Source organism: Kribbella sp. NBC_00709, assembly GCF_036226565.1.
In the GTDB taxonomy this organism is placed as follows: Bacteria; Actinomycetota; Actinomycetes; order Propionibacteriales; family Kribbellaceae; genus Kribbella.
The window spans coordinates 2039305-2058694 of the sequence record NZ_CP108996.1 but is presented as its reverse complement, the minus strand read 5'-3'; the positions used below and the strand labels follow the sequence as shown (position 1 = coordinate 2058694).

19 protein-coding genes are annotated in these 19390 nt (G+C 68.8%); 8 read left to right on the top strand and 11 right to left on the bottom strand.

Annotation, left to right across the window (positions count from 1 at the left end; all coding sequences use genetic code 11):
• Positions 1–5: 5 nt before the first annotated feature.
• The 6 genes from nuoN to OHA18_RS10120 all read left to right on the top strand — a co-directional run bounded on the left by nuoN (position 6) and on the right by OHA18_RS10120 (position 8126).
• The gene (gene nuoN / locus OHA18_RS10145) at positions 6–1586 is read left to right on the top strand and encodes an NADH-quinone oxidoreductase subunit NuoN (protein ID WP_329006079.1); all 1581 of its coding nucleotides are present in this window, start codon (positions 6–8) and stop codon (positions 1584–1586) included.
• On the top strand, positions 1583–2605 hold the full coding sequence (locus OHA18_RS10140; RefSeq protein WP_329003682.1) for a polyprenyl synthetase family protein: 1023 nt from the start codon (positions 1583–1585) through the stop codon (positions 2603–2605). The genes nuoN and OHA18_RS10140 overlap by 4 nt, the downstream gene beginning before the upstream one ends.
• A gap of 236 nt (positions 2606–2841) precedes the next feature.
• Positions 2842–4065 carry a PucR family transcriptional regulator gene (locus tag OHA18_RS10135; protein ID WP_329003681.1) on the top strand — a complete coding sequence of 408 codons (1224 nt, stop codon included), beginning with the start codon at positions 2842–2844 and terminating at the stop codon, positions 4063–4065.
• A 147-nt stretch (positions 4066–4212) separates the two neighbouring features.
• On the top strand, positions 4213–6537 hold the full coding sequence (locus OHA18_RS10130; RefSeq protein ID WP_329003680.1) for a molybdopterin cofactor-binding domain-containing protein: 2325 nt from the start codon (positions 4213–4215) through the stop codon (positions 6535–6537).
• Between the two features lie 7 nt (positions 6538–6544).
• Entirely contained in the window at positions 6545–7027 is a 483-nt protein-coding gene (locus tag OHA18_RS10125; RefSeq protein ID WP_329003678.1) for a (2Fe-2S)-binding protein, read from the top strand.
• Positions 7020–8126, top strand: a complete 1107-nt coding sequence (locus OHA18_RS10120; protein WP_329003677.1) for an XdhC/CoxI family protein — start codon at positions 7020–7022, stop codon at positions 8124–8126. Before OHA18_RS10125 ends, OHA18_RS10120 begins: the two co-directional genes overlap by 8 nt.
• Position 8127: 1 nt before the next feature.
• Here OHA18_RS10120 and qcrB read toward each other — a convergent pair whose 3' ends face one another.
• The 7 genes from qcrB to rarD form a co-directional block, all read right to left on the bottom strand.
• On the bottom strand, positions 8128–9477 hold the full coding sequence (qcrB, locus tag OHA18_RS10115) for a cytochrome bc1 complex cytochrome b subunit (RefSeq protein WP_329003675.1): 1350 nt from the start codon (positions 9475–9477) through the stop codon (positions 8128–8130).
• A gap of 242 nt (positions 9478–9719) precedes the next feature.
• Positions 9720–11234, bottom strand: a complete 1515-nt coding sequence (locus OHA18_RS10110; RefSeq protein WP_329003674.1) for a phospholipase D-like domain-containing protein — start codon at positions 11232–11234, stop codon at positions 9720–9722.
• A 23-nt stretch (positions 11235–11257) separates the two neighbouring features.
• The gene (locus tag OHA18_RS10105) at positions 11258–11722 is read right to left on the bottom strand and encodes a cupin domain-containing protein (RefSeq protein ID WP_329003673.1); all 465 of its coding nucleotides are present in this window, start codon (positions 11720–11722) and stop codon (positions 11258–11260) included.
• 13 nt (positions 11723–11735) lie between these two features.
• Entirely contained in the window at positions 11736–12128 is a 393-nt protein-coding gene (locus tag OHA18_RS10100) for a hypothetical protein (protein ID WP_329006078.1), read from the bottom strand.
• Positions 12065–12409 (bottom strand): MFS transporter, encoded by a 345-nt coding sequence (locus OHA18_RS10095; protein ID WP_329003672.1) that lies wholly within the window; start codon positions 12407–12409, stop codon positions 12065–12067. Before OHA18_RS10095 ends, OHA18_RS10100 begins: the two co-directional genes overlap by 64 nt.
• Before the next feature lie 193 nt (positions 12410–12602).
• Positions 12603–13079, bottom strand: coding sequence for an RrF2 family transcriptional regulator (locus OHA18_RS10090; protein WP_329003671.1), 477 nt, complete (start codon positions 13077–13079; stop codon positions 12603–12605).
• 55 nt (positions 13080–13134) lie between these two features.
• The gene (gene rarD, locus OHA18_RS10085; protein WP_329003670.1) at positions 13135–14052 is read right to left on the bottom strand and encodes an EamA family transporter RarD; all 918 of its coding nucleotides are present in this window, start codon (positions 14050–14052) and stop codon (positions 13135–13137) included.
• Between the two features lie 110 nt (positions 14053–14162).
• On the opposite strand from rarD, the gene OHA18_RS10080 reads away from it, so the two are divergent.
• Together OHA18_RS10080 and OHA18_RS10075 are read left to right on the top strand one after the other, a co-directional pair.
• The gene (locus OHA18_RS10080; protein ID WP_329003669.1) at positions 14163–14735 is read left to right on the top strand and encodes a hypothetical protein; all 573 of its coding nucleotides are present in this window, start codon (positions 14163–14165) and stop codon (positions 14733–14735) included.
• A gap of 63 nt (positions 14736–14798) precedes the next feature.
• Positions 14799–15551, top strand: a complete 753-nt coding sequence (locus tag OHA18_RS10075; protein ID WP_329003668.1) for a sugar phosphate isomerase/epimerase family protein — start codon at positions 14799–14801, stop codon at positions 15549–15551.
• Here the strand turns inward: OHA18_RS10075 and OHA18_RS10070 are convergent.
• The 4 genes from OHA18_RS10070 to OHA18_RS10055 form a co-directional block, all read right to left on the bottom strand.
• Complete coding sequence (locus OHA18_RS10070) at positions 15548–16963, bottom strand: hypothetical protein (RefSeq protein ID WP_329003666.1); 1416 nt, start codon at positions 16961–16963, stop codon at positions 15548–15550. The genes OHA18_RS10075 and OHA18_RS10070 overlap by 4 nt on opposite strands.
• Positions 16960–17484 (bottom strand): SigE family RNA polymerase sigma factor, encoded by a 525-nt coding sequence (locus OHA18_RS10065; RefSeq protein WP_329003665.1) that lies wholly within the window; start codon positions 17482–17484, stop codon positions 16960–16962. The genes OHA18_RS10070 and OHA18_RS10065 overlap by 4 nt, the downstream gene beginning before the upstream one ends.
• Before the next feature lie 83 nt (positions 17485–17567).
• Positions 17568–18125 (bottom strand): DUF402 domain-containing protein, encoded by a 558-nt coding sequence (locus OHA18_RS10060; protein WP_329003664.1) that lies wholly within the window; start codon positions 18123–18125, stop codon positions 17568–17570.
• Positions 18122–19369: a DUF445 domain-containing protein gene (locus tag OHA18_RS10055; protein WP_329003663.1), complete on the bottom strand. Its 1248-nt coding sequence runs from the start codon at positions 19367–19369 to the stop codon at positions 18122–18124. The genes OHA18_RS10060 and OHA18_RS10055 overlap by 4 nt, the downstream gene beginning before the upstream one ends.
• Positions 19370–19390: the final 21 nt, after the last annotated feature.

Below are 19390 nucleotides of genomic sequence, written 5' to 3'. Positions count from 1 at the left end.
GCGCGATGTTGCTGCCGCTGGCGGACTTCACGGCGCCGAAGATCGAGTACAACGAGCTGGCTCCGCTGCTCGTCGTCTTCGGTGCGGCGTGCGTCGGCGTCCTGGTCGAGGCGTTCCTGCCCCGATCCTTGCGGCACCTGGTGCAGTTGGCGATCACGGTGGTCGCCGTGGTCGTGTCCGGGGTTCTGACAGGCATCCTGATGAACGAGAAGAAGGAGCTGATCGCCGCCCAGGGTGCGATCTCGGTCGACGGCCCGGCGCTGTTCACCTGGATCATCCTGCTGGCGCTGACGCTGATCAGCGTGCTGCTGTTCGCCGAGCGCTCGGTCGACGGTGGCCTGTCCGCGTTCGCCGGCCAGGCGGCCGCCGTACCGGGCTCGGAGGCCGAGCGGGAGGGCACGGCGGCCCGGATCGAGCACACCGAGATCTTCCCGCTGACCCTGTTCGCGGTCGGCGGCATGATGCTGTTCGCGTCCTCGAACGACCTGCTGGTGCTGTTCGTCGCGCTCGAGGTCTTCTCGCTGCCGCTGTACCTGCTCTGCGGCCTGGCGCGTCGTCGCCGGCTGATCTCGCAGGAAGCCGCGATGAAGTACTTCCTGCTCGGCGCGTTCTCCTCGGCATTCCTGCTGTTCGGGATCGCGCTGCTCTACGGGTACGCCGGCACCATGTCGCTCGGCGGGATCTCGGACGCGCTGTCGACCGAGACCGGTGGTGACACGATCCTGCTGGCCGGGACGGGTCTGCTGGGTGTCGGCCTGCTGTTCAAGGTCGGCGCCGTGCCGTTCCACTCCTGGACACCGGACGTGTACCAGGGCGCCCCGACGCCGGTCACCGGCTTCATGGCGGCCTGCACCAAGATCGCCGCGTTCGTCGGGCTGATGCGGGTCTTCTACGTCGCCCTCGGCGGCACGCGCTGGGACTGGGCGCCGATGATGTGGATCGTCGCGATCCTCACCATGGTGGTCGGTTCGATCGTCGCGATCACCCAGACCGACGTGAAGCGGATGCTGGCGTACTCGTCGATCGCGCACGCCGGCTTCCTGTTGACCGCGTTCGTCGGCCTCGCGCAGGCGGGCAACGGCGTCCACAACGGGATCACGTCGACCCAGGCGGTGTTGTTCTACCTGGTCTCGTACGGCTTCCCGACCATCGGCGCGTTCGCGGTCGTCACGCTGGTGCGCGACGCGGGCGGCGAGGCGACCCACCTGTCCCGCTGGGCGGGCCTGGGCAAGAAGTCGCCGCTGCTGGCCGGGATCTTCGCGTTCTTCCTGCTGTCCTTCGCCGGCATCCCGCTGACTGCGGGCTTCACCGGCAAGTGGGCGGTCTTCAGCGCGGCGTGGACCGGTGGCGCGTGGCCGCTGGTCGTCGTCGCCGTACTGTCGAGCCTGGTGGCCGCGTTCTTCTACGTCCGCGTGATCGTGCTGATGTTCTTCTCCGACCTGCCGGCCGACGCGCCGGACGTGGCGCTGCCCGGCTGGCAGACCACCTCGGCCGTCGCGCTGGGTCTCGCCGCCACGGTGGTTCTCGGTCTGGTTCCCGGACCGGTGCTCGACCTGGCGGCCCGAGCTGGTGAGTTCATCCGTTGAGCCCTACTCCGCTGCCGGCCGAGAGCCTGGGATTCGAGTTCGCCGATGCGGCGCTCGAGTCCCGGGTTCGTGCTGGGCTGGAACGGGTCGAGCAGGCGCTGCTCGACGCGACCCAGTCGGAGGCGCCGTTCGTCACCGCGGCGGCGCAGCACGTCATGGTTGCCGGTGGCAAGCGGTTCCGGCCGCTGCTGGTGCTGCTCGGGGCCGAGTTCGGCGCTGACGTCACGTCCGACGAGGTGGTGAAGGCGGCGGTCGTCGTCGAGCTCACGCACGTCGCGACGCTGCACCACGACGACGTGATGGACGAGGCGGCCCTGCGCCGCGGCTCGTCGACGGCGAACGCGCGCTGGGACAACTCGGTCGCGATCCTGTCCGGCGACTGGCTGTTCGCCCGCGCGTCCGACCTCGTCGCTGACCTCGGGCCGGAAGCGGTGCGGATCCAGGCCCGGACCTTCGGCCGGCTGGTCGAGGGTCAGATCCGCGAGACGATGGGTGTCGGCGAAGGCCAGGACCCGTTGAAGCACTACCTGTCGGTGGTGGCCGACAAGACCGGTTCGCTGATCGCGACGTCCGCCCTCTTCGGTGCCCGGTACGCCGGTGCGCCCGAGGACGTGCAGGAGTCGCTGCGCGCGTTCGGTGAGGAGATCGGTGTCGCCTTCCAGCTCGCCGACGACCTGCTCGACATCGCCTCCGAGTCCGACCAGTCCGGCAAGACGCCGGGCACGGACCTCCGCGAAGGCGTCCCGACGCTTCCCGTCCTGATCTTCCGCGCTCAGGCGGATCCCACGGATCCCACGGACGCCCGCCTCCTGGACCTCCTGGACTCGGACCTGTCCGACGACGAGCGGCTGTCCGAGACCCTGGACCTGCTCCGCTCCCACCCGTCCTTCCAGCAGGCCGAGGACGACGTACGCCGCCGCGCCGCCGACGCCCGCAAACTCCTCGCTACCCTCCCCGAAGGCCCCGGCCGAGAAGCCCTCGACGCCCTCTGCGACCTGGTAGCCACCCGCTCGGTCTGAAGTCCGGTCTGGGTGCCCCGACCTCCACGACCCGACAGCTAACCCGCCCGCTCGCCGAGTCGTGGCGACCGGTTCCGGGGCCGTCCGTCGAGTCGTGGAGAGTGGTTCAGAAAATCTGCCGTGATCCACGACTCGGCGTACGGGGTCGGAACCGTTCGCCACGACTCGGCGGGGTTGGGGTCCGGCGCGGTTGAGGGCTGGTCGGGGCGGCGACTCTGTGCGATCCTGTGCGGACTATGAGTAGGGCTGCGGGTCAGGATGTCGTGCTGCCGGTGGCGACGCTGACCGTGGAGTCACTCGCCGAGAGCGTGCTGCTTCATCTGCCGGCGCTCACGGACGCGCTCGTGCAGACGATCGAGGATCAGAACCCGGCGTACCGCGAACTGGACGCCGTCCCACGGCAGGATCTGTGGCGTTCGTGTCATGACAACGTTGCCCGGGTCGTGCAGATGATTGCCGCGGGCGACAACCCGGGCGTGCACTACTTCGACGCCGCGCTCGCGACCGGGCGCCGGCGGGCCGAGCAACGGATGCCGTTGGACGACGTACTCAAATCCTTCCGCCTCGGTGGCCGGCTGGTCTGGGAGGCGTTGATCGACGAGGCGCGCGCCCAGGGGATGGCCGAGTCCGAGGTCCTGCTGGACGTCGCCGGCAAGGTGTGGGAAGTCGTGGACCGTACGTCGTCGCAGGTCGCGGCCGCGTACCACGCCGCCGAGCGGTACCTCGTCCGCGCCGACGAGCAACGCAGGTCGACGCTCTGGGAGGGGCTGCTGGACGGCCGGGCGAATCGGGCCTTCGTCCAGGAGGCGGCGACGGTCCTCGACCTTCCGGTCGGCGGCCCCTACCTGGTGGTGGCGATCGACAACCTGGTCGACGACGACTGTACGACGACCTCGTTCGCACGCCGGCTCGCCGGTATCCGCGTCTGTTCCGCCTGGCAGGTACGGCCGCAGACCGTCGTCGGCCTGCTTGCCCTGGGCACGGAATCGTCCGAGAAGGTTCTCGGCCTCCTGCGCGAGGTCGTCGATGCACCCGCCGGCTTGTCCGGCGTCGTCTCCGGCCTGGCCGAGGTGGACGTCGCCTATCGTCAGGCGATGATGGCCCGCCGAACCCTGCCGGCCGGGCAGATCGACGTCGCGGCACTGGTGGATCGGCTCCCTGAGGCGTTGTTGCTGAGTGCACCGGAGTTGGCCGAGCAACTGGTACAGACCTGGCTGGTGCCGCTGATGACGGTGCCCGCGGCCGAACGTGAGCTCCTGCTCCGCACGCTGGACAATTGGGTATCGGCGGCCGGCTCGGTCCGTCGTACCGCCGAGCTTGCGCATTGTCACCGGAACACGGTGATCAACCGGCTGCACCGGATCCACCAGATCACCGGGCGTAACCTCACCGACGACGGCCTCCAGCTGGAGCTCGGTCTCGCACTGCGTGCGTTCAGGCTGTTTCCGCCCTCCCCGTGACCGAACCGCGGCCTGTGCGTTGTGCACAGTGAAACCGTGTAAAACATGGGCATCGCGGCCATGCCGCCGGGTGATCGGCGGTGCCAGACTGCGTTCCCAGCATTGCTCGAGCGCAGAGGACCCCCCATGGCCGAACATCGTCGTTCGTTGGACCGACCAACCGATCAGCCGACCGGCGGACGTGGCCTGCTGGGGCGCCGTCGCGTCCTCGGGTACCTGATTGCCGCGCCCACCCTCGCGGTCGGCGTGAGCTGGCTCGTCAACGAGTCCGACCCGCGCCCGGCCGATGCCGCCGTACCGTCGTTGCCGCAGCCGGCGGACATCTTCGACCTCGGTGACCTGCAGAACCTCGCCGCCGCGGCGACGTCCGGCCTGATCACCGTCGAGCTGAGGACGGACGGTACGGCGTTCTTCGCGGTGCCCCGGGCCGAGGTCGGCCAGGGCATCACCACCGCGTTCGCGATGATGGTCGCCGAAGAGCTGGATCTGCCGATGGACAAGGTCGAGATCGGCCTGGCGGACGCGCGACCCGAGCTGCTGATGAACCAGCTGACCGGCGGTTCGAACTCGATGCGCAGCATGTACGTCCCGGTCCGGACGGCCGCCGCGATCGCGCGGCAGCGCCTGGTGGACACGGCCGCCTCACAGTGGAGTGTCGGATCCGCCCGGCTGAGCACCCGCAACGGTGTGGTGAGTGGCCCGAACGGCCGTACGGCGACGTACGGCTCGCTGGCCAAGGCCGCCGCCAGCGCCACGACGATCGCGGTCTCCGCGCAGCTGAAGTCTCCGTCCGAGTTCAGCGTCCTCGGCAAGCCGCGGGGCCGCGTCGACGCGCACGACATCGTCACCGGCCACAAGCAGTTCGCGATGGACATGCAGATCCCGAACGCGAAGCCGACGATGGTGGCCAGGCCGCCGACGATCAACGGGACGCTGCGCTCCGTCAACAACCTCAGCGCGCTGCGCGCGATGCCGGGCATCACCGATGTCGTCGCGATCGACCACGGTGTCGCGATCAGGGGCGAGACCTTCGGCCAGTGCATCGACGCCATCCAGAAGGTCGATGCGACCTGGGGCCCGGGCACCGTGGACAACGAGTCCGACGCCACCGTGCTGGCGAAGCTGCGTGCGGCCCAGCTGCCGATGGCCGTGCCGCCGTTGCTGTCGCAGACGATCGATGCCGAGTTCGTGTTCGCGTTCGCGAGCAACAGCCCGCTCGAGCCCGACTGCGCGATCGCGGATGTTCGCCCGGACAGTGCCGAGATCTGGTCGAGTCTCAAGGTGCCGATCGTGGCCCAGGAGGACATCGCCAAACAGCTCGGCCTGCCGATCGACGCGGTGAAGGTGCATGTGGTGCAGGGCGGCGGCTCGTTCGGCCGGCACCTCTTCCACGATGTGGCGGCCGAGGCAGCTGAGATCTCGCAGAAGATGGGCAAGCCGGTCAAGCTGTCCTGGTCGCGGACGGACAACTTCCGCCAGGGCCGCACCCACCCGATGTGCACGTCGCGGGTCCGGGTGAACTACCTGGCCGGCAACGTGCTCAGTTACGAGCAGCGGCACACCAGTGTGCAGACGGACTTCGGCCACGGGCTCGGCGAGATGATCACCGCGTTCGCCGCGGATCTGCCGGTCGGCGGCAACCTGTCGTTCGCCGAGACGATCTTCGAGCTGACGCAGACCTCGCCGTACAACTTCGGCGTGACGACGCAGCTGCTCAACGAAGTACCGCTGAAGTTCAACACCGGCAGCATGCGCAACATCTACTCGCCGAACGTGGTCTGCGCCGAGGAGCTGATGGTCGACCGGCTGGCCGCGAAGATGGGGCAGGACCCGGTCCGGTTCCGCCGGAGCTTCCTCAAGGACCAGCGGTTGCTCGCCGTACTGAACAAGGCGGCCGAGGTCGGCAACTGGGGCAAGGCGATGCCGAAGGGGACGGCGCAGGGCGTCGGCGTGCACTCGGAGTACCGGGCTGCCGTCGCGACGCTGGTCGAGATCGACTGCCGGCCCGAGACGGTGAACCGGCCGGTCGAGGGCGAAGGGGTGACCGGCCCGCGGGTGACCAAGGCGGTGATCGTCGTCGATCCCGGGTTCTGCATCAATCCGCGTGGTCTGGAAGCCCAGATGTTCGGCGGTCTGCAGGACGCGATCGCGCTGGCGCTGACGTCGAGCTTGCACATCAAGAACGGCATCCCGCTCGAGGGCAGCTGGGACAACTACTTCTACACCCGGGAGTGGAACTCGCCGCTGGACGTGCAGGTGGTGATCATGCCGAACACGAGCGACAGCCCGAGCGGCGCCGGCGAGCTGTCGGTGGCCCCGGCGTTCGCCGCGATCGCCTGTGCCTATGCGCGGGCGACCGGCACGATGCCGACGTACTTCCCGATCAACCACGGCAAGCTCAGCTTCGAGCCGCTCCCGTTGCAGCCGTCCACTCCGCAGTCGCCGACCGACGGCCTCGACCACACGTTCTGAGGAATCCATGCCAACGCATACTTTCAAGCTCAACGGCAAGCAGATCAGCGTCGATGCCGAGGACAACGTCCGGCTGCTGTGGGTCCTGCGCGACCTGCTCGGTGTCACCGGACCGAAGTACGGCTGCGCGCTGGAGGTGTGCAGGTCCTGCACCTCGCACATCAACGGCAAGGCGTTCAATCCCTGCGCGGTCCAGGTGAAGGACATCGACCCGACCGACGAGGTCACCACGATCGAAGGTCTGCCGGCGACGGTCGGCAAGGACCTGCACCCGATGCAGGAGGCCTGGCTGACCTACGACGTGGCGCAGTGCGGGTACTGCCAGCCCGGCCAGATCATGGCCGCCGTCGCCAAGGTCCGGCAGGCTCAGGCGGAGGGTCGTGACATCACCGACGCGGACCTCGACGAGCTGCGCAACATCTGCCGCTGCGGCACGTACACGCGGATCCGCGAGGCCGTGAAGGCCGGTGCGGAGGACATGGGTGCGTGACGTCCTGCCACACGTCCGCCGGTGGTACGCCGAGGGTGAGCGGTTCGCGATCGCGACGGTGATCGACACGTTCCGGTCGGCGCCTCGCCAACCGGGTGCGGCGATGGCGGTGTCCGGTGCGGGCGTGGCGGTCGGCAGCGTGTCCGGCGGCTGTGTCGAGTCCGACGTGTACGCGGTGGCCCAGGAGGTCATCCGGACGGGCCGGCCGGCGGTGCGCCGGTACGGCGTCTCCGATGACGACGTGTTCACCATCGGCCTGACGTGCGGTGGTGTGGTCGAGGTTCTGCTGGAGCCCATCGACGCGGTGTCGTTCGCGGAGTTCGAGGCGGTGACCGATGCGGTCGACTCGGGACGGCCGGTTGCGGTCGCGACTGTGGTGACCGAGGGAGATCGACTGGGACGGCGCCTCGTCGTCAGGCCCGAGGGAGTCACCGGCAGTCTGGGCGATCCGGGTCTGGACGCGGCGGTGGTCGAGGACGCCGTGGCCATGCTCGACAACGGCTCCACCGCGATCCGGGAGTACGGCGCTCAGGGCGAATGCCGGGGTACGGACGTTGCCGTGTTCGTGCAGGCGCTCACTCCGCCGCCGAGGATGTTCGTGTTCGGGGCGATCGACTTCGCGGCGGCTGTGGCCCGCGTCGGCAAGTTCCTCGGGTATCACGTCACGGTGTGCGATGCCCGCGGTGTGTTTGCCACGCGGCTGCGGTTCCCCGAGGCGGACGAAATCGTGGTCGACTGGCCGCACCGGTTCCTCGCTGGCGTGCTCGGCTCGATCGACAGCCGTACGGCGCTCTGCGTGCTGACCCATGACCCGAAGTTCGACGTACCGCTGCTGGAGTTGGCCTTGCGGACGGACGCCGGCTACATCGGCGCAATGGGCTCACGGCGTACCCACGAGGACCGGCTGGCGCGGTTGCGGGCCGCGGGTGTGACCGAGGAGGAGCTGGCCCGCCTGACGTCGCCGACCGGTCTCGACCTGGGCGCCCGGACGCCGGAGGAGACGGCGATCTCGATCGCGGCCGAGATCATCGCGACGCGCAGCGCTGCGAGTGCACGCCCACTGTCCACGACCACGGGCCGGATCCACGCGCCGGTCTGAGTCATCGTGAGGTGAGTTGGCGGTCGGCCGGGCGGTGCTGCTCGACGTACCCGCCGTCGGGAAGCCGGATGATGCGGCCGGTCTCGATGCCATGCGTCGCGATCTCTGTGTCGCGTTGCTGCAGGCCCAGGCAGATGCGGCGAGTGATGAGCAGTGCGACGGGTGGTCCCAGGACCAGGAGTATCTGGAACATCCGCAGCAGGGTGTTGACCGACAGGTGGAACTGCACGGCCATCGTGTCGGCGCCGGCGGCGGCCCAGAGGGTGCCGTAGAAGGTGATGCCCGCGACGCCGATGCCGGTTCGGGTGGGGTTGTTGCGTGGGCGCTCGAGCAGATGGTGATCCTTGTGGTCGCCGGTCAGGCGTTCCTCGATGAACGGGTAGACCGCGACGAGCAGAAGGAACAGCGTGCAGACGGCAACCGGGAGCAGGACGGCAAAGCTGATGGTCTTGCCCCACCAGACCACCTCCCATCCCGGCGCCAGCCGGAGCGAACCGTCCAGGAACGCGAGGTACCAGGCCGGGCCGACGCCGGCCGAGGTGTCCGCCGGGTCGGCCGGTCCGAAGAGCCAGACCGGGTTGATGGTCGCGGTCGCGGCCATGAGGATCGCGACCCCGACCACGAAGCAGAACAGGCCGACACTCTTCACCGCGGCGACGGCCGCCGGACGTCCGACCACGTTGCCCTCTGTCCGCCCGGGCCCCGCGAACTGCGCGGGCTTGTTCCTGAGCGCGAGGACTGCGCCGAGGACGAAGAGCACAAGGATCACGACGGGCAGGATGATGACGTGCAGCGGGTAGAACCGCGAGATCACATCGCCGGGGAAGTCACCGCCGAACAGCAGCGCGGACAGACCGGAGCCGATGAACGGCGTCGCCTGCAGGACACCGTCGAGCACTGCGAGGCTCGTGCCTGACGCCATGTCGTCCGGGAGAGAGGTCCCGGTCAGGCCCGCGCCGAGCGTGACCACGAGCAGCCCGAAGACGACGAGCCAGTTGAGCCGCCGCGGCCGACGGAATCCGGCGGTGAAGAACAACCGCAGCAGATGCAGGGTGATCGCCGCCACCATGATCAACGTCGCCCAGTGATGGAGCTGGCGCATCAGCAGCCCACCACGGACTTCGAACGTGATCCTCAGCGTCGACTCCAACGCACGTGACATCGGTACGCCGTGCAGCGGCGCGTACGGCCCGTCGTACACCACGTGGTCGACCGATGGCTCGTAGTACACCATCAGGACCACGCCGCTCAGCACGACCACAATGAAGCTGTAGAAGGCGATCTGGCCGAACAGCAGCGACCAGTGGTCGGGGAATACTCTCGCTCGCAGATTGCTCCATGGACGCCGCATGGTTCGGCCCTCCTCGGTCATACATACGACCCCGCAAGGACCGAGATTGTGACGTCCCGTGTCAGACCTCACAGACTGCTAGTGTCCTGAGTCGGAAGTTCGACGGCGCTTTCGGCGCCCAGGCACGCACCTCACGGCACGTGCCCAGCGCCCACGATGCTCCGCATCGAGGCCACTGACCACGCACCGCGATGCACGCACCTGAACACCGAAATCTCTCGCCGAACTTCCGACTCAGGACACTAGAAGGTGTTCCGGCGGCGAGCGGCGCGGGGACGGCCGTCGGGATCGTAGAGGTGGCGGGCCAGCCAGCCGGCCCAGAGCGTCTCGAACCGGCCGAGGGGCTGCGGATGATGGGCGCGGATCCGCCCGGCGGGTCGCGGCCCACCGGAACCATCGGCGTACCACCCGTCAAGAGCTGCTGCGGCCGCCCGCCATTGGTCGAAGCCGGTCTTCGGGTCGAGGTCGGGCGAGGCGGTGCCGAGATGTTCGGACCAGAGGTGGTGCCGCAGCGAGCGGGCGAGCTCAGGGGAGTCGATCGCGCACGTCAGCTCGCTGTCGTTGGTCCACGACCGGCGATTGAAGTTGTCCGATCCGCAGGTCATCCAGGCATCGTCGACGATGCAGACCTTCGCGTGCACATAGATGGGTACGCCGCTTTCGTTCTCCAGGTCGTAGACGGCGACCCGGTCGGAGTCGAGCCGGTGGAGCGCCTCCAGCTGGGCATGCCGCGCCGGCGGCCCGCTGAGTCGGCCGTCCTGGTCCGGGTACCGCGGCACGACCGCGATGATGCGCAGGGCCGGCGACTGCTCCAGGGCCTCGCGCAGGCCTTCGGTCACCACGTCCGACCAGAGGTACTGGTCCTCGACGTAGATCAACTTCTGAGCGCGGGCGAACGCCTTCAGATACCCGCGAGCGATGCTGTGCTCGCCGCGCGGAGCGAACGGGAATCCGGGGTGTTTGTGCGCGTACGTCCGCAGCACCTGGACGGCATGTGGTCCAGCCGGCGGGGGATCCGGGAACGCCTCCGGAAGGTCGGCCGGGCGCCGCGGCATCCGGGCCAGCCGCTGCACCACCATCCGGTACGGCGTACGCCGGTCCAGTGGATGCGGATCGTCCCAGCGCTCGACGAAGCACCGGAGCAGATCCCCGACCACCGGACCGCGGATCTCGAGCGTCAGATCGTGCCACGGCGCCCGGCTGCCGTAGCGCGGATCCATCGGCGCGGTCTGTGCATCGCCCTGGTGGCGTTCGTCGTCGCGCCGGCCGTGGCACAGGTCGATGCCGCCGACGAAGGCGACGTCGGCGGCATGATCGTCGTGGTGCCGGATCACGAAGAGCTTCTGGTGGTGCGACGCGAGCCGGCGTACTCGCTGGTCGAGCAGGACCTCGCCGCCGGCCTCGTTCAACTCGGTGCCGAGGTGCTGGTTCTCCTGGGCGTTGAAGCTGAGGTGATCGGAGTGCGAGCGCCACAACAGCGCGCGGACCTCCACCCCGGACCGCGCGAGATCGCAGAGGACCTGACCGATCGTCGGGCCGTCGTCGTACAGCACCTCGTCCGGATCGCCGCGCCAGTCGGTGAAGTAGACGCGATCGCCCGGCCGCAAGGCGCACAGTTCGTCGTACAGGTGCTTGAAGTACGTCGCGCCGTGCACCAGCGGCCGGACGAGGTTTCCTTCGGTCCAGGCTCCGTCGGAGTCGATGTCGGTCGCCGGATTGCCCCGCTCGGCCGGCGTCAGGAACCACTCGTGCGTCATCGTCACCAAGTGCCCAGATCGGCTCAGCTCATGAGGCGGTCCTGCCAAGCCGGGCTTTCGACGTAGTGGTTGTCGTAGAGGTCGCTGGTCTTGGCCACCTCGGCCCAGTCGGTGTCGCCGCGGTAGGCGCCTTCGAGGAGGCGGTAGTAGCCGAAGCGGGGCTTGGCCTGGGTGAGGACGAAGAGCACCTCGGCCGGTTCGTCCCCGGCGGCCTCGAAGGCGTGCGGGGTGTTCGGCGGGACCAGCAGGAAGTCGCCCTGCCGCATCGTGACGATGTCCTCGCCGGTGAGCACCCTGAGCGAGCCCTTCAGGACGAAGAACAGTTCGGCGGCCTCGCGGTGCAGGTGCGGCGGAGCGCCCTCCTTGCCCGGCTGGAAGATCGAGCGGTGGCTGGTGAGGTGGCCGTCGGTGTCGGGTACGTCGGCCAGCAGGGTGACGCCACTCGCCGGCAGAACCTCGGCTTCATCGGCGCGAATCAGAACAGTCATGACAGATCTCCTTTTAGTTGCTGAGGGCAAAAACAGGGGTACGGCGGCCGGTCAGGGCCAGAGCTGCGGTGAGCATGACGCCGGCGGCGGTGAGGAGGATGGCGGTGCGCAGGCCGGTGACGGCGTTGGCGGGTTGGTTGGCGATGGCAACGAGTACGGCGAGGCCTACCGCGTTGCCGACCTGTTGGCCGGTCGAGGCGGTGCCGGAGCCGACTCCTTGGTGTTCGGGCGCGACTCCGGTCGACGCGGCGGCGTACATGGTGGTGAACGCGCTGCCCTGGCCGAGGCCGAGGAGCAGCAGGGCTGGTACGAGCGCGCCGTACGACGCGCTCGTCGAGATCATCAGGCCGAGTACGGCAACGCCGATGCCGGCCAGGGCAAGGCTCGCGGCGAGCGTGACGTGCAGGCCGAAGCGGGTCGCCAGCCGGCCGCCGAGGTTGGCGCCGACGAAGGTACGTCGAACCGCCGGGCGCCGCGATCCTCATGATCAACCGGGATCAGCATCAATGCGGCGACAACCCCGACAGCCGCGAGCGGAACGTTCACGAAGAAGATCGCCGGCCAGCCGAACGCCTGCGTCAGGACACCGCCGAGCAGCGAGCCCAGTGCCATCCCGCTGCCGCCGGCAGCGCCCCAGATCGAGAACGCCCGGTTGCGCTCCCGGCCTTCCGCGAACAGCGTACCCACTCACCACCCATTGCAGGTTGTGCGGTGCGAACCCGAGCTCGCGCCCGATGTCCGGGACCGCGACGAACACGATCGTGTAGTCGATCGCGATGATCAGCTGCGCGAACGCGAGCAGCCCGAGGATCATCGGCTTATTGAGGACATTAGACATCCAGAATCAACTCCTGGCTGAAAGGCGGAAAGATGGGGGAGTTCAGAGGTTGGCGAACCGGTTCCTGGTGTTGCCCGGCGCGCTCGGGTTGAGCCGGACGACCTCGTCGGCGACATCGGCGATCGACTTGCCGGCCAGCTCGCGGCGGTAGGTCAGCTCGGCGCCGCGCATCGCCTGCGAGATCACGCAGATCTTGGTGTAGTCGGCCCGCGCGTCGGCGCCGGGACCCTCCTTGAGGATCTCCCTGCAGCGGAACGCGTCGTCCGGTCCGTCGATCGCGACGACGATGTCGAGCAGGCTGATGTCGCGCGGGTCGCGGGCCAGCTGGAAACCGCCCTTCGGCCCGGAGACCGAGGTCAGGATGCCGGCCCGGGTCAGCGCCTGGAGCTGCTTGTTCAGGTACGCCGTGGGCAGGTTGTAGAAGGCGGCGAGGCGCTTGGCGGTGACCGCCTCGCCGGACGCCCAGCTGAGGTTCACGCAGCTGTGCATCGCCCACTCGACGCCCTCGTTCATCTTCATAACCTGGATATTAGATGTCCGGAATAAGGATCGTCAAGCGACATGGCGACGGGTGTCAGACTGCGGAGGCGGTGACCGCGGCGCGCTCGAGGGCGAGGGTGCGGCGGCGGCTGTGCATGCTGTCGAAGGTGAACAGGGCCAGCGCGACCCAGACCAGCCCGAAGCCGGCCCAGCGCATCGGCGTCATCTGCTCGTGGAAGATCACCAGGCCGCAGATGAACTGCATGATCGGGGCGATGTAGTTCAGCAGCCCGAGGGTTGTCATCGAGACCCGGGTTGCCGCGGCGCCGAAGAGCAGCAGCGGTACGGCGGTGATCGGGCCGGTCAGCAGCACCAGGATGAGGTACCCCGTCCCGTGGTGGGTAACGGTCGCGTGGCCCTGCAGCCCGAGTACGACGATGGCCGCCACCGCGAGCGGGACGACGGTGCCGGATTCGACCGCCATACCCTCGATCGCGCCGGCGCCGGCCTGCTTCTTCGCCAGCCCGTAACACCCGAACGAGAACGTCAGGATGATCGCGACCCACGGCGGCCGGCCGTTCTCGATCGCCAGACCGAGGACAGCTACGAAGGCGATCGCCAGTGCGGTCCACTGCATCGGCCGCAGGCGTTCCTTCAGCACGAAGACGCCGAGCAGGACCGTGAACAGCGGCGTGATGAAGTACCCGAGCGAGGTCTCGACGACGTGGCCGTTGCCGACGGCCCAGATGTACGTGCCCCAGTTCGCCGAGATCAGGAACGCCGCCGCGACCAGGGGCCACCGGCGTCGCGGCTGCGCGAGGAGAGCCTTCACACCGCCGAACTTCCGCAGTACCGAGACCAGGATCACGATCGTGATCAGCGACCACAGCACTCGGTGCGCCAGTAGTTCGATCGCGCCGGAGTGGTCGAGAAGCTTCCAGTACAGCGGGAAGAGACCCCAGATCAGGTAGGCGGTGAACCCGTAGGTGAATCCTCTTCGCTGTTCCGGCACGGCGTCAGCGTAAGCCTCCGCGACAGTCGCATCCAACTACTTTGCTCATGACGTGAGACGCAGAGCCACTAGTCTGTGCGGCGACCTGCCACAACCACAGGAGGCAACGAATGGCGCAGTCCCGTCGTGAGCTGATCGACGCACTGGTGGACGACGTGACGCGTACCGCGCTCGGTTCGGCCGAGTTGGGCCCGGAGGATCGTGTTGTCGCCCGGCAGCGGGTCGAGAAGGCGATCCAGCGGGCCGCGGAGAGCGCGCACGGTGACGTCGTCGCCCTCGCCCACGGTGACAGTCACAGCCCGGAGGCGGACCGGTTCTCCGCGCACATGAACAACAACTACCAGGAGCACGGTGGCCCGGGTCCGGCCGCGGGGGATTCGGCAGGACGGCTTGCGGCTGAACTGGTCGCGTCCGACGACCGGACCAACGCCTTCCACCCGTTGCTGCGGGACAGGGCGGAGGCCTACATCGCGAATTCGATCACTGCCGCAGCCGTGGGGGAGGCGCACAAGGGATCTCATGGTCCATCCCAGGCGCCTGCTGCCGCAGCCGGTGCGGCCGCTGGTCCTGCCGGCCCTGGTGGTGCTGTCGTTGCCGCTGGGCTGGTGGTCCCTCCGGCGGGCGTCGTCAAAGGCGGGGGACCGAACCCTGCGGAGCGCAGGCGCCCGCCGTCCATCGGGTGACGCACGGCGTGAGTTCGTTGGTGTGATGGGGTTGGATGGTGGGGTGAACACCAGGAGGCGCGCGTGGGTGTGAGGACCGGTCTGGTCTCGGTGACGTTCCGTCAGTTGCCGGTCGACGAGGTGGTGGAGGTGGCGGCGAAGTCCGGGCTCGCCGCGATCGAGTGGGGCGGTGACGTGCATGTCCCGCTCGGCAACCTCGTCAACGCCAAGCGCGTGCGCAACCTGACCGAGGTGCACGGCCTGCAGGTCGCGGCGTACGGCTCGTATCTCCGGGCCGGCAACGTCGACCGCGAGGAGATGCGTTCCGCGGTCGCCACCGCCGAGGCCCTCGGTGCTCCGCGGATCCGGGTCTGGGCCGGCAACGTCGGTACGGCGGAAGCCGGCGTCGGCGACCGGATGGCAGTGACCCGCGGACTCGGCGAGCTGGCTGACATGGCCGCCGGTGCCGGGATCGAGATCGCGATGGAGTTCCACCGCAACACGCTCACCGACGAGGTCGACTCGACGATCACGCTGTTGCTCGACGTCGGCGCACCGAACCTCAAGACGTACTGGCAGCCGCCGGTCGACCTGGACGACGCGCAGTGCCTCCAGCAGCTGGAGTCGCTGATGCCCTGGCTGAGCACGGTCCACGTGTTCTCCTGGTGGCCGTCCAACAACCGGCTGCCGCTCGCGGCCCGCGAGTCCCTGTGGCGCCCGGTCCTCGACCGCCTCGCCGCCGAGCCCCGCGAGATCAACGCCCTCCTGGAGTTCGTCGCCGACGACTCCCCGGAACAATTCACCAAGGACGCCGCCGACCTGCACAGCTGGGTCTAGACGGGCAGGTAGATCGCCAGGATCAACGTCCCCTTGGTGGGCTTGTCTCCGGAGATGGTCATTGTGGCCTTGTCCGCCGGGCCGGCGCCCTGGGCGTCCCACCCGACGCCGAGGCCGTCAGCCGATGCGACGTTGCGTCCGGTCTCAGTCTTCCCGACCGACAGACCGGCCTCGAACTGGCCGCTGCCGAGCGTCGAGCCGCCGTACGCGATCACGTACGGCTTGTCCGCCGGCGTGTCGATCGAGACGTGCCCGGCCGGGCCGGGGGCGGTCTTGAGGTCGGCCAGCTTGTACACGTACCCGGCCATCTCGGTCTGCTCCGGGAGCGAGACCCCGTCGACCACCTGCTGATCGCCTTCGAAATAGACGCCCATCCCCAGCCGCGCATCCGGCGGTGCGGCAGGGCCGTTCTTCTGTGACGGGACGATCTGCGCGACCACGTCGACGCGCTGCCCGGCCGGGACGGGAGAGGCGATGGTGATGCTGCTGCCGACTCCGGCGTCGGTCGAGCTCGCCTGACAGGTCGAGAGGAACGGCTCTCCTGGACCGATCCGCATCGACACCGAGTACGGAAGAGCGGTGTCCGAGCCGGCGTTCGCCGTACAGAAGTCGTGCAGGATCAGGCGGTTGCCGGTCGCGGTGAAGCTGAACCGCACCTCGGTCCGGCCCGGGTCGGCCACCTTCGCGCCGGCCAGGATGTCGCCGCCGATCTTCGAGCGGTAGACCACGCCGTAGTTGGTGTAGGCGTCCGGATCAGCCGGGACCGTTCGGGTCGGTACGCCGTTGGCCGCCGCGTTCGCGCCGGTGGAGTAGATGCCGAACCAGATCCGGGCATTCGTTCCGGCCGGGCGGCGGGTCTCCAGGTCGATCAGTTCGGCGGAGACCTCAGCCGGCTTGCCGACCGGGGACGACAGCCAGAACGGGGAGTCCGGTCGGAGCAGGGCACCGCCGTCCATTGACCAGGCTTCCGGTTGGGCGCCGCAGCCGGCGTCCCCGACGTACCAGCCGTTGATCTTGAACCGGACGCCCAGAGCGCCACCGTCGCCGCTGCAGTTGGCATGGATGGTGATCGAGTCCGTGGTGGGTGTCCAGGAGAACGCCAGCTTGCCCTGGCCGCGGTCGCCGATCCATGCTTTGAGCAACCTGTCGTTGCCGACCAGGCCGGGCACCGTCAGGCCGTCCCGGGTGAAGTCCTCCGGAGGGTTGGCGGGAGCCGGTGGTGTCGAGCGCAGGCCGGGCACGAGGCCGGCGGCGATGGCGGCGATCACCGCGACCACGCCGACGGCGGTGAAGGTACGGCGGCGACGGGTGCCGCGGATCTTGTCCTTGACGCCGGGCAGCAGGTCGGAGGGGTGCTGGTCGGCGGAGGCGGCCTGGGTGGCGAGTTCGTCGCGCAGGTCTTGGAGGTTCATCGCGGGGTCTCCAGGTCTGCTGTCGTACTGGTGGCGAGCGCGGGATCGACGCGGAGCTTGGCCAGGGCCTTGGCGGTCTGGCTCTTGACGGTGCCGACCGTGCTGCCCATCAGGCGGGCGGTCTCGGCCTCGCTGAGGTCCTCGTAGAAGCGCAGTACCACGACAGACCGTTGGCGGCGCGGGAGGCGGCCGATCGCGTCCCAGAGATCGAGCTGCTCCTCGCCGGGCGGGGCGGGGGACTCGGGGAGTTCCTCGGTCGGGATCTCGCCGTTCCAGCGGCGGCGCCACCAGGAGGAGTACGTCGTGACCATGATGCGGCGTACGTACGGCTCCGGGTTGTCGATCTTGGACCAGTGGAACCAGGCCTTGGCCAGCGCAGTCTGGACCAGGTCCTCGGCCAGCGCGTGGTCGCGGGTCAGCAGATAGGCGGTCCGCAACAGCGTCTGCGAGCGCGCCGCCACAAAGGCGTCGAAGCTCTCCGCGCTGTCGCCGGCCCGCACCACTGTCACCCCCGTAGTCACCACACCGTCATCGATGCTCACATCCTGCAGGACCAGCTGACCGCCCCGGATGGTTGCCCGGCCGCGCCGCCGACCTGCGGGATTTAGTCCACGGGGTGGTTTCCGAAGTCGGTCAGCGGTGATAGGTCTCGTTCGATCGCCGCTGACAGGCGGTCCCAGCCGGCGCGACCGAACGGCTCTGTGTTGGTGGTGAACTGCTTTTCCAGGGTGCGGGCGGTGTTCTCGGCTGCCTCGCGTTCCGTGTTGGTGATGAGGCCGGCTGCGTGGGCGGCGGCCAGTTCGTCCCAGTCTTCGGTGCCGATCGTCCCGTCCGGCCGGCGGAACGGGTCCAGCTCCAGGTCCTCGAAGGTCCACTCGGCACCGACCAGCGCCGGCGGAGTGCTCACGTCGACGTGGATCAAACCGCTCTGCCGGAAGTACGCGAACCACCACCCGTCGCGCGGCACGAGCTGAACGCAATGCTCGCCGGGCCTACCCGGCCCGAGCTGCGCGACCTCGCAGACCTCGCCGTTGCTCCCGCGGAACAGTGAATGCGCCGGCGTGTAGAACCACGTCCCGAAGGCGTCGCTCTCCAACAGGTACGCCGGCCAGAGCCCCGATCCCGAAGGGCGTTTGCGTTTCCGGATGTACGTCGCCTTCACAGCAGCTGGCTCACGGTATGAATGAGTAGCCCGACCAGCGCCCCGACAACGGTCCCGTTGATGCGGATGAACTGCAGGTCCCGCCCGACGTGCAGCTCGATCCGCGCGGCGGCCTCGCGACCGTCCCAGCGTTCGATCGTGTCGGAGATGACCGAGACGATCTCGGTGCCGTACGTACGGACGACGTACCCGACGGCCTCGGCCGCGCGCGCGTCGACCCCGGAGCGCAGCGACTCGTCGTCCTGGAGCCGCCGGCCGAGGTCATGCAGTGCCTTCACCGCGCGGGCTCGGAGGGTGCTGTTCGGGTCGTTGATGGAGTCGATCAGCGCCGTCCGCATCGCGTCCCAGACGGCGGTCAGGCTCGAGCCCATGTCCGGATGGGTCAGCATCCGCGCCTTCCACGCCTCGAAGCGTTCCATGGTCTCGGGATCGTGCTGCAGGTCGTCCGCCAACTGCGCCAGCAGTCGGTCGACCGCCCGCCGCGCGGGGTGCGTCTGGTTGTCCCGTACGTCGGCCAGCCACGCGAGCGCCTCGCGGTGGATCCGGTCGATCACGATCCGGTCCACCCACTGCGGCGACCAGCGCGGCGCCCGTGGACCGACCACGTCTGCGAGCAGGTCCCGGTTGTTCGCGAGCCAGTCGTACGCCTCGACCATCAGCAGGTCGAACAGCGCGTGGTGTGCGCCGTCCTCGACCACCGACTGCACGAAATGCCCGGCGATCGGGCTCAACGGCTCCTTCACGAACCGCGGCAGCAACGATCCCCGCACGAATGCGGAAACGTCGTCGTCGCCCAGCTTCGGCAACGCGGCCCCGATCGTCCGCGCGCCCTCCGCCACGATCCGCTCGGCGTGGTTGCCGTCGGCAAGCCACTCGCCGACCCGGCGGCTGACCTCCGCCGTCCGCATCTTTTCCGCGACGACTTCCTCGGACAGAAAGTTTTCCGTCACGAACTGCTCGAGACTTTCCGCCAAGCTGTCCTTGCGGGTCGGCACGATCGCGGTGTGCGGGATCGGCAGCCCGAGCGGCCGCCGGAACAGCGCGGTCACCGCGAACCAGTCCGCCAGCGCACCCACCATCGCCGCCTCGGAGGCCGCGTTCAGGTACGCCCAGCCGCCGCTGCCGTGCAGCGTCGCCACGTAGATCACCGCCGCGAGCACCAGCAGCGCCAATGCCACCGACCGCATCTGCCGCAGCCCACGCCGCCGTACCAGATCGGCAGCGCCCAACGTCATGGTCGCCATACCCCGATCTAACCAAGTCGG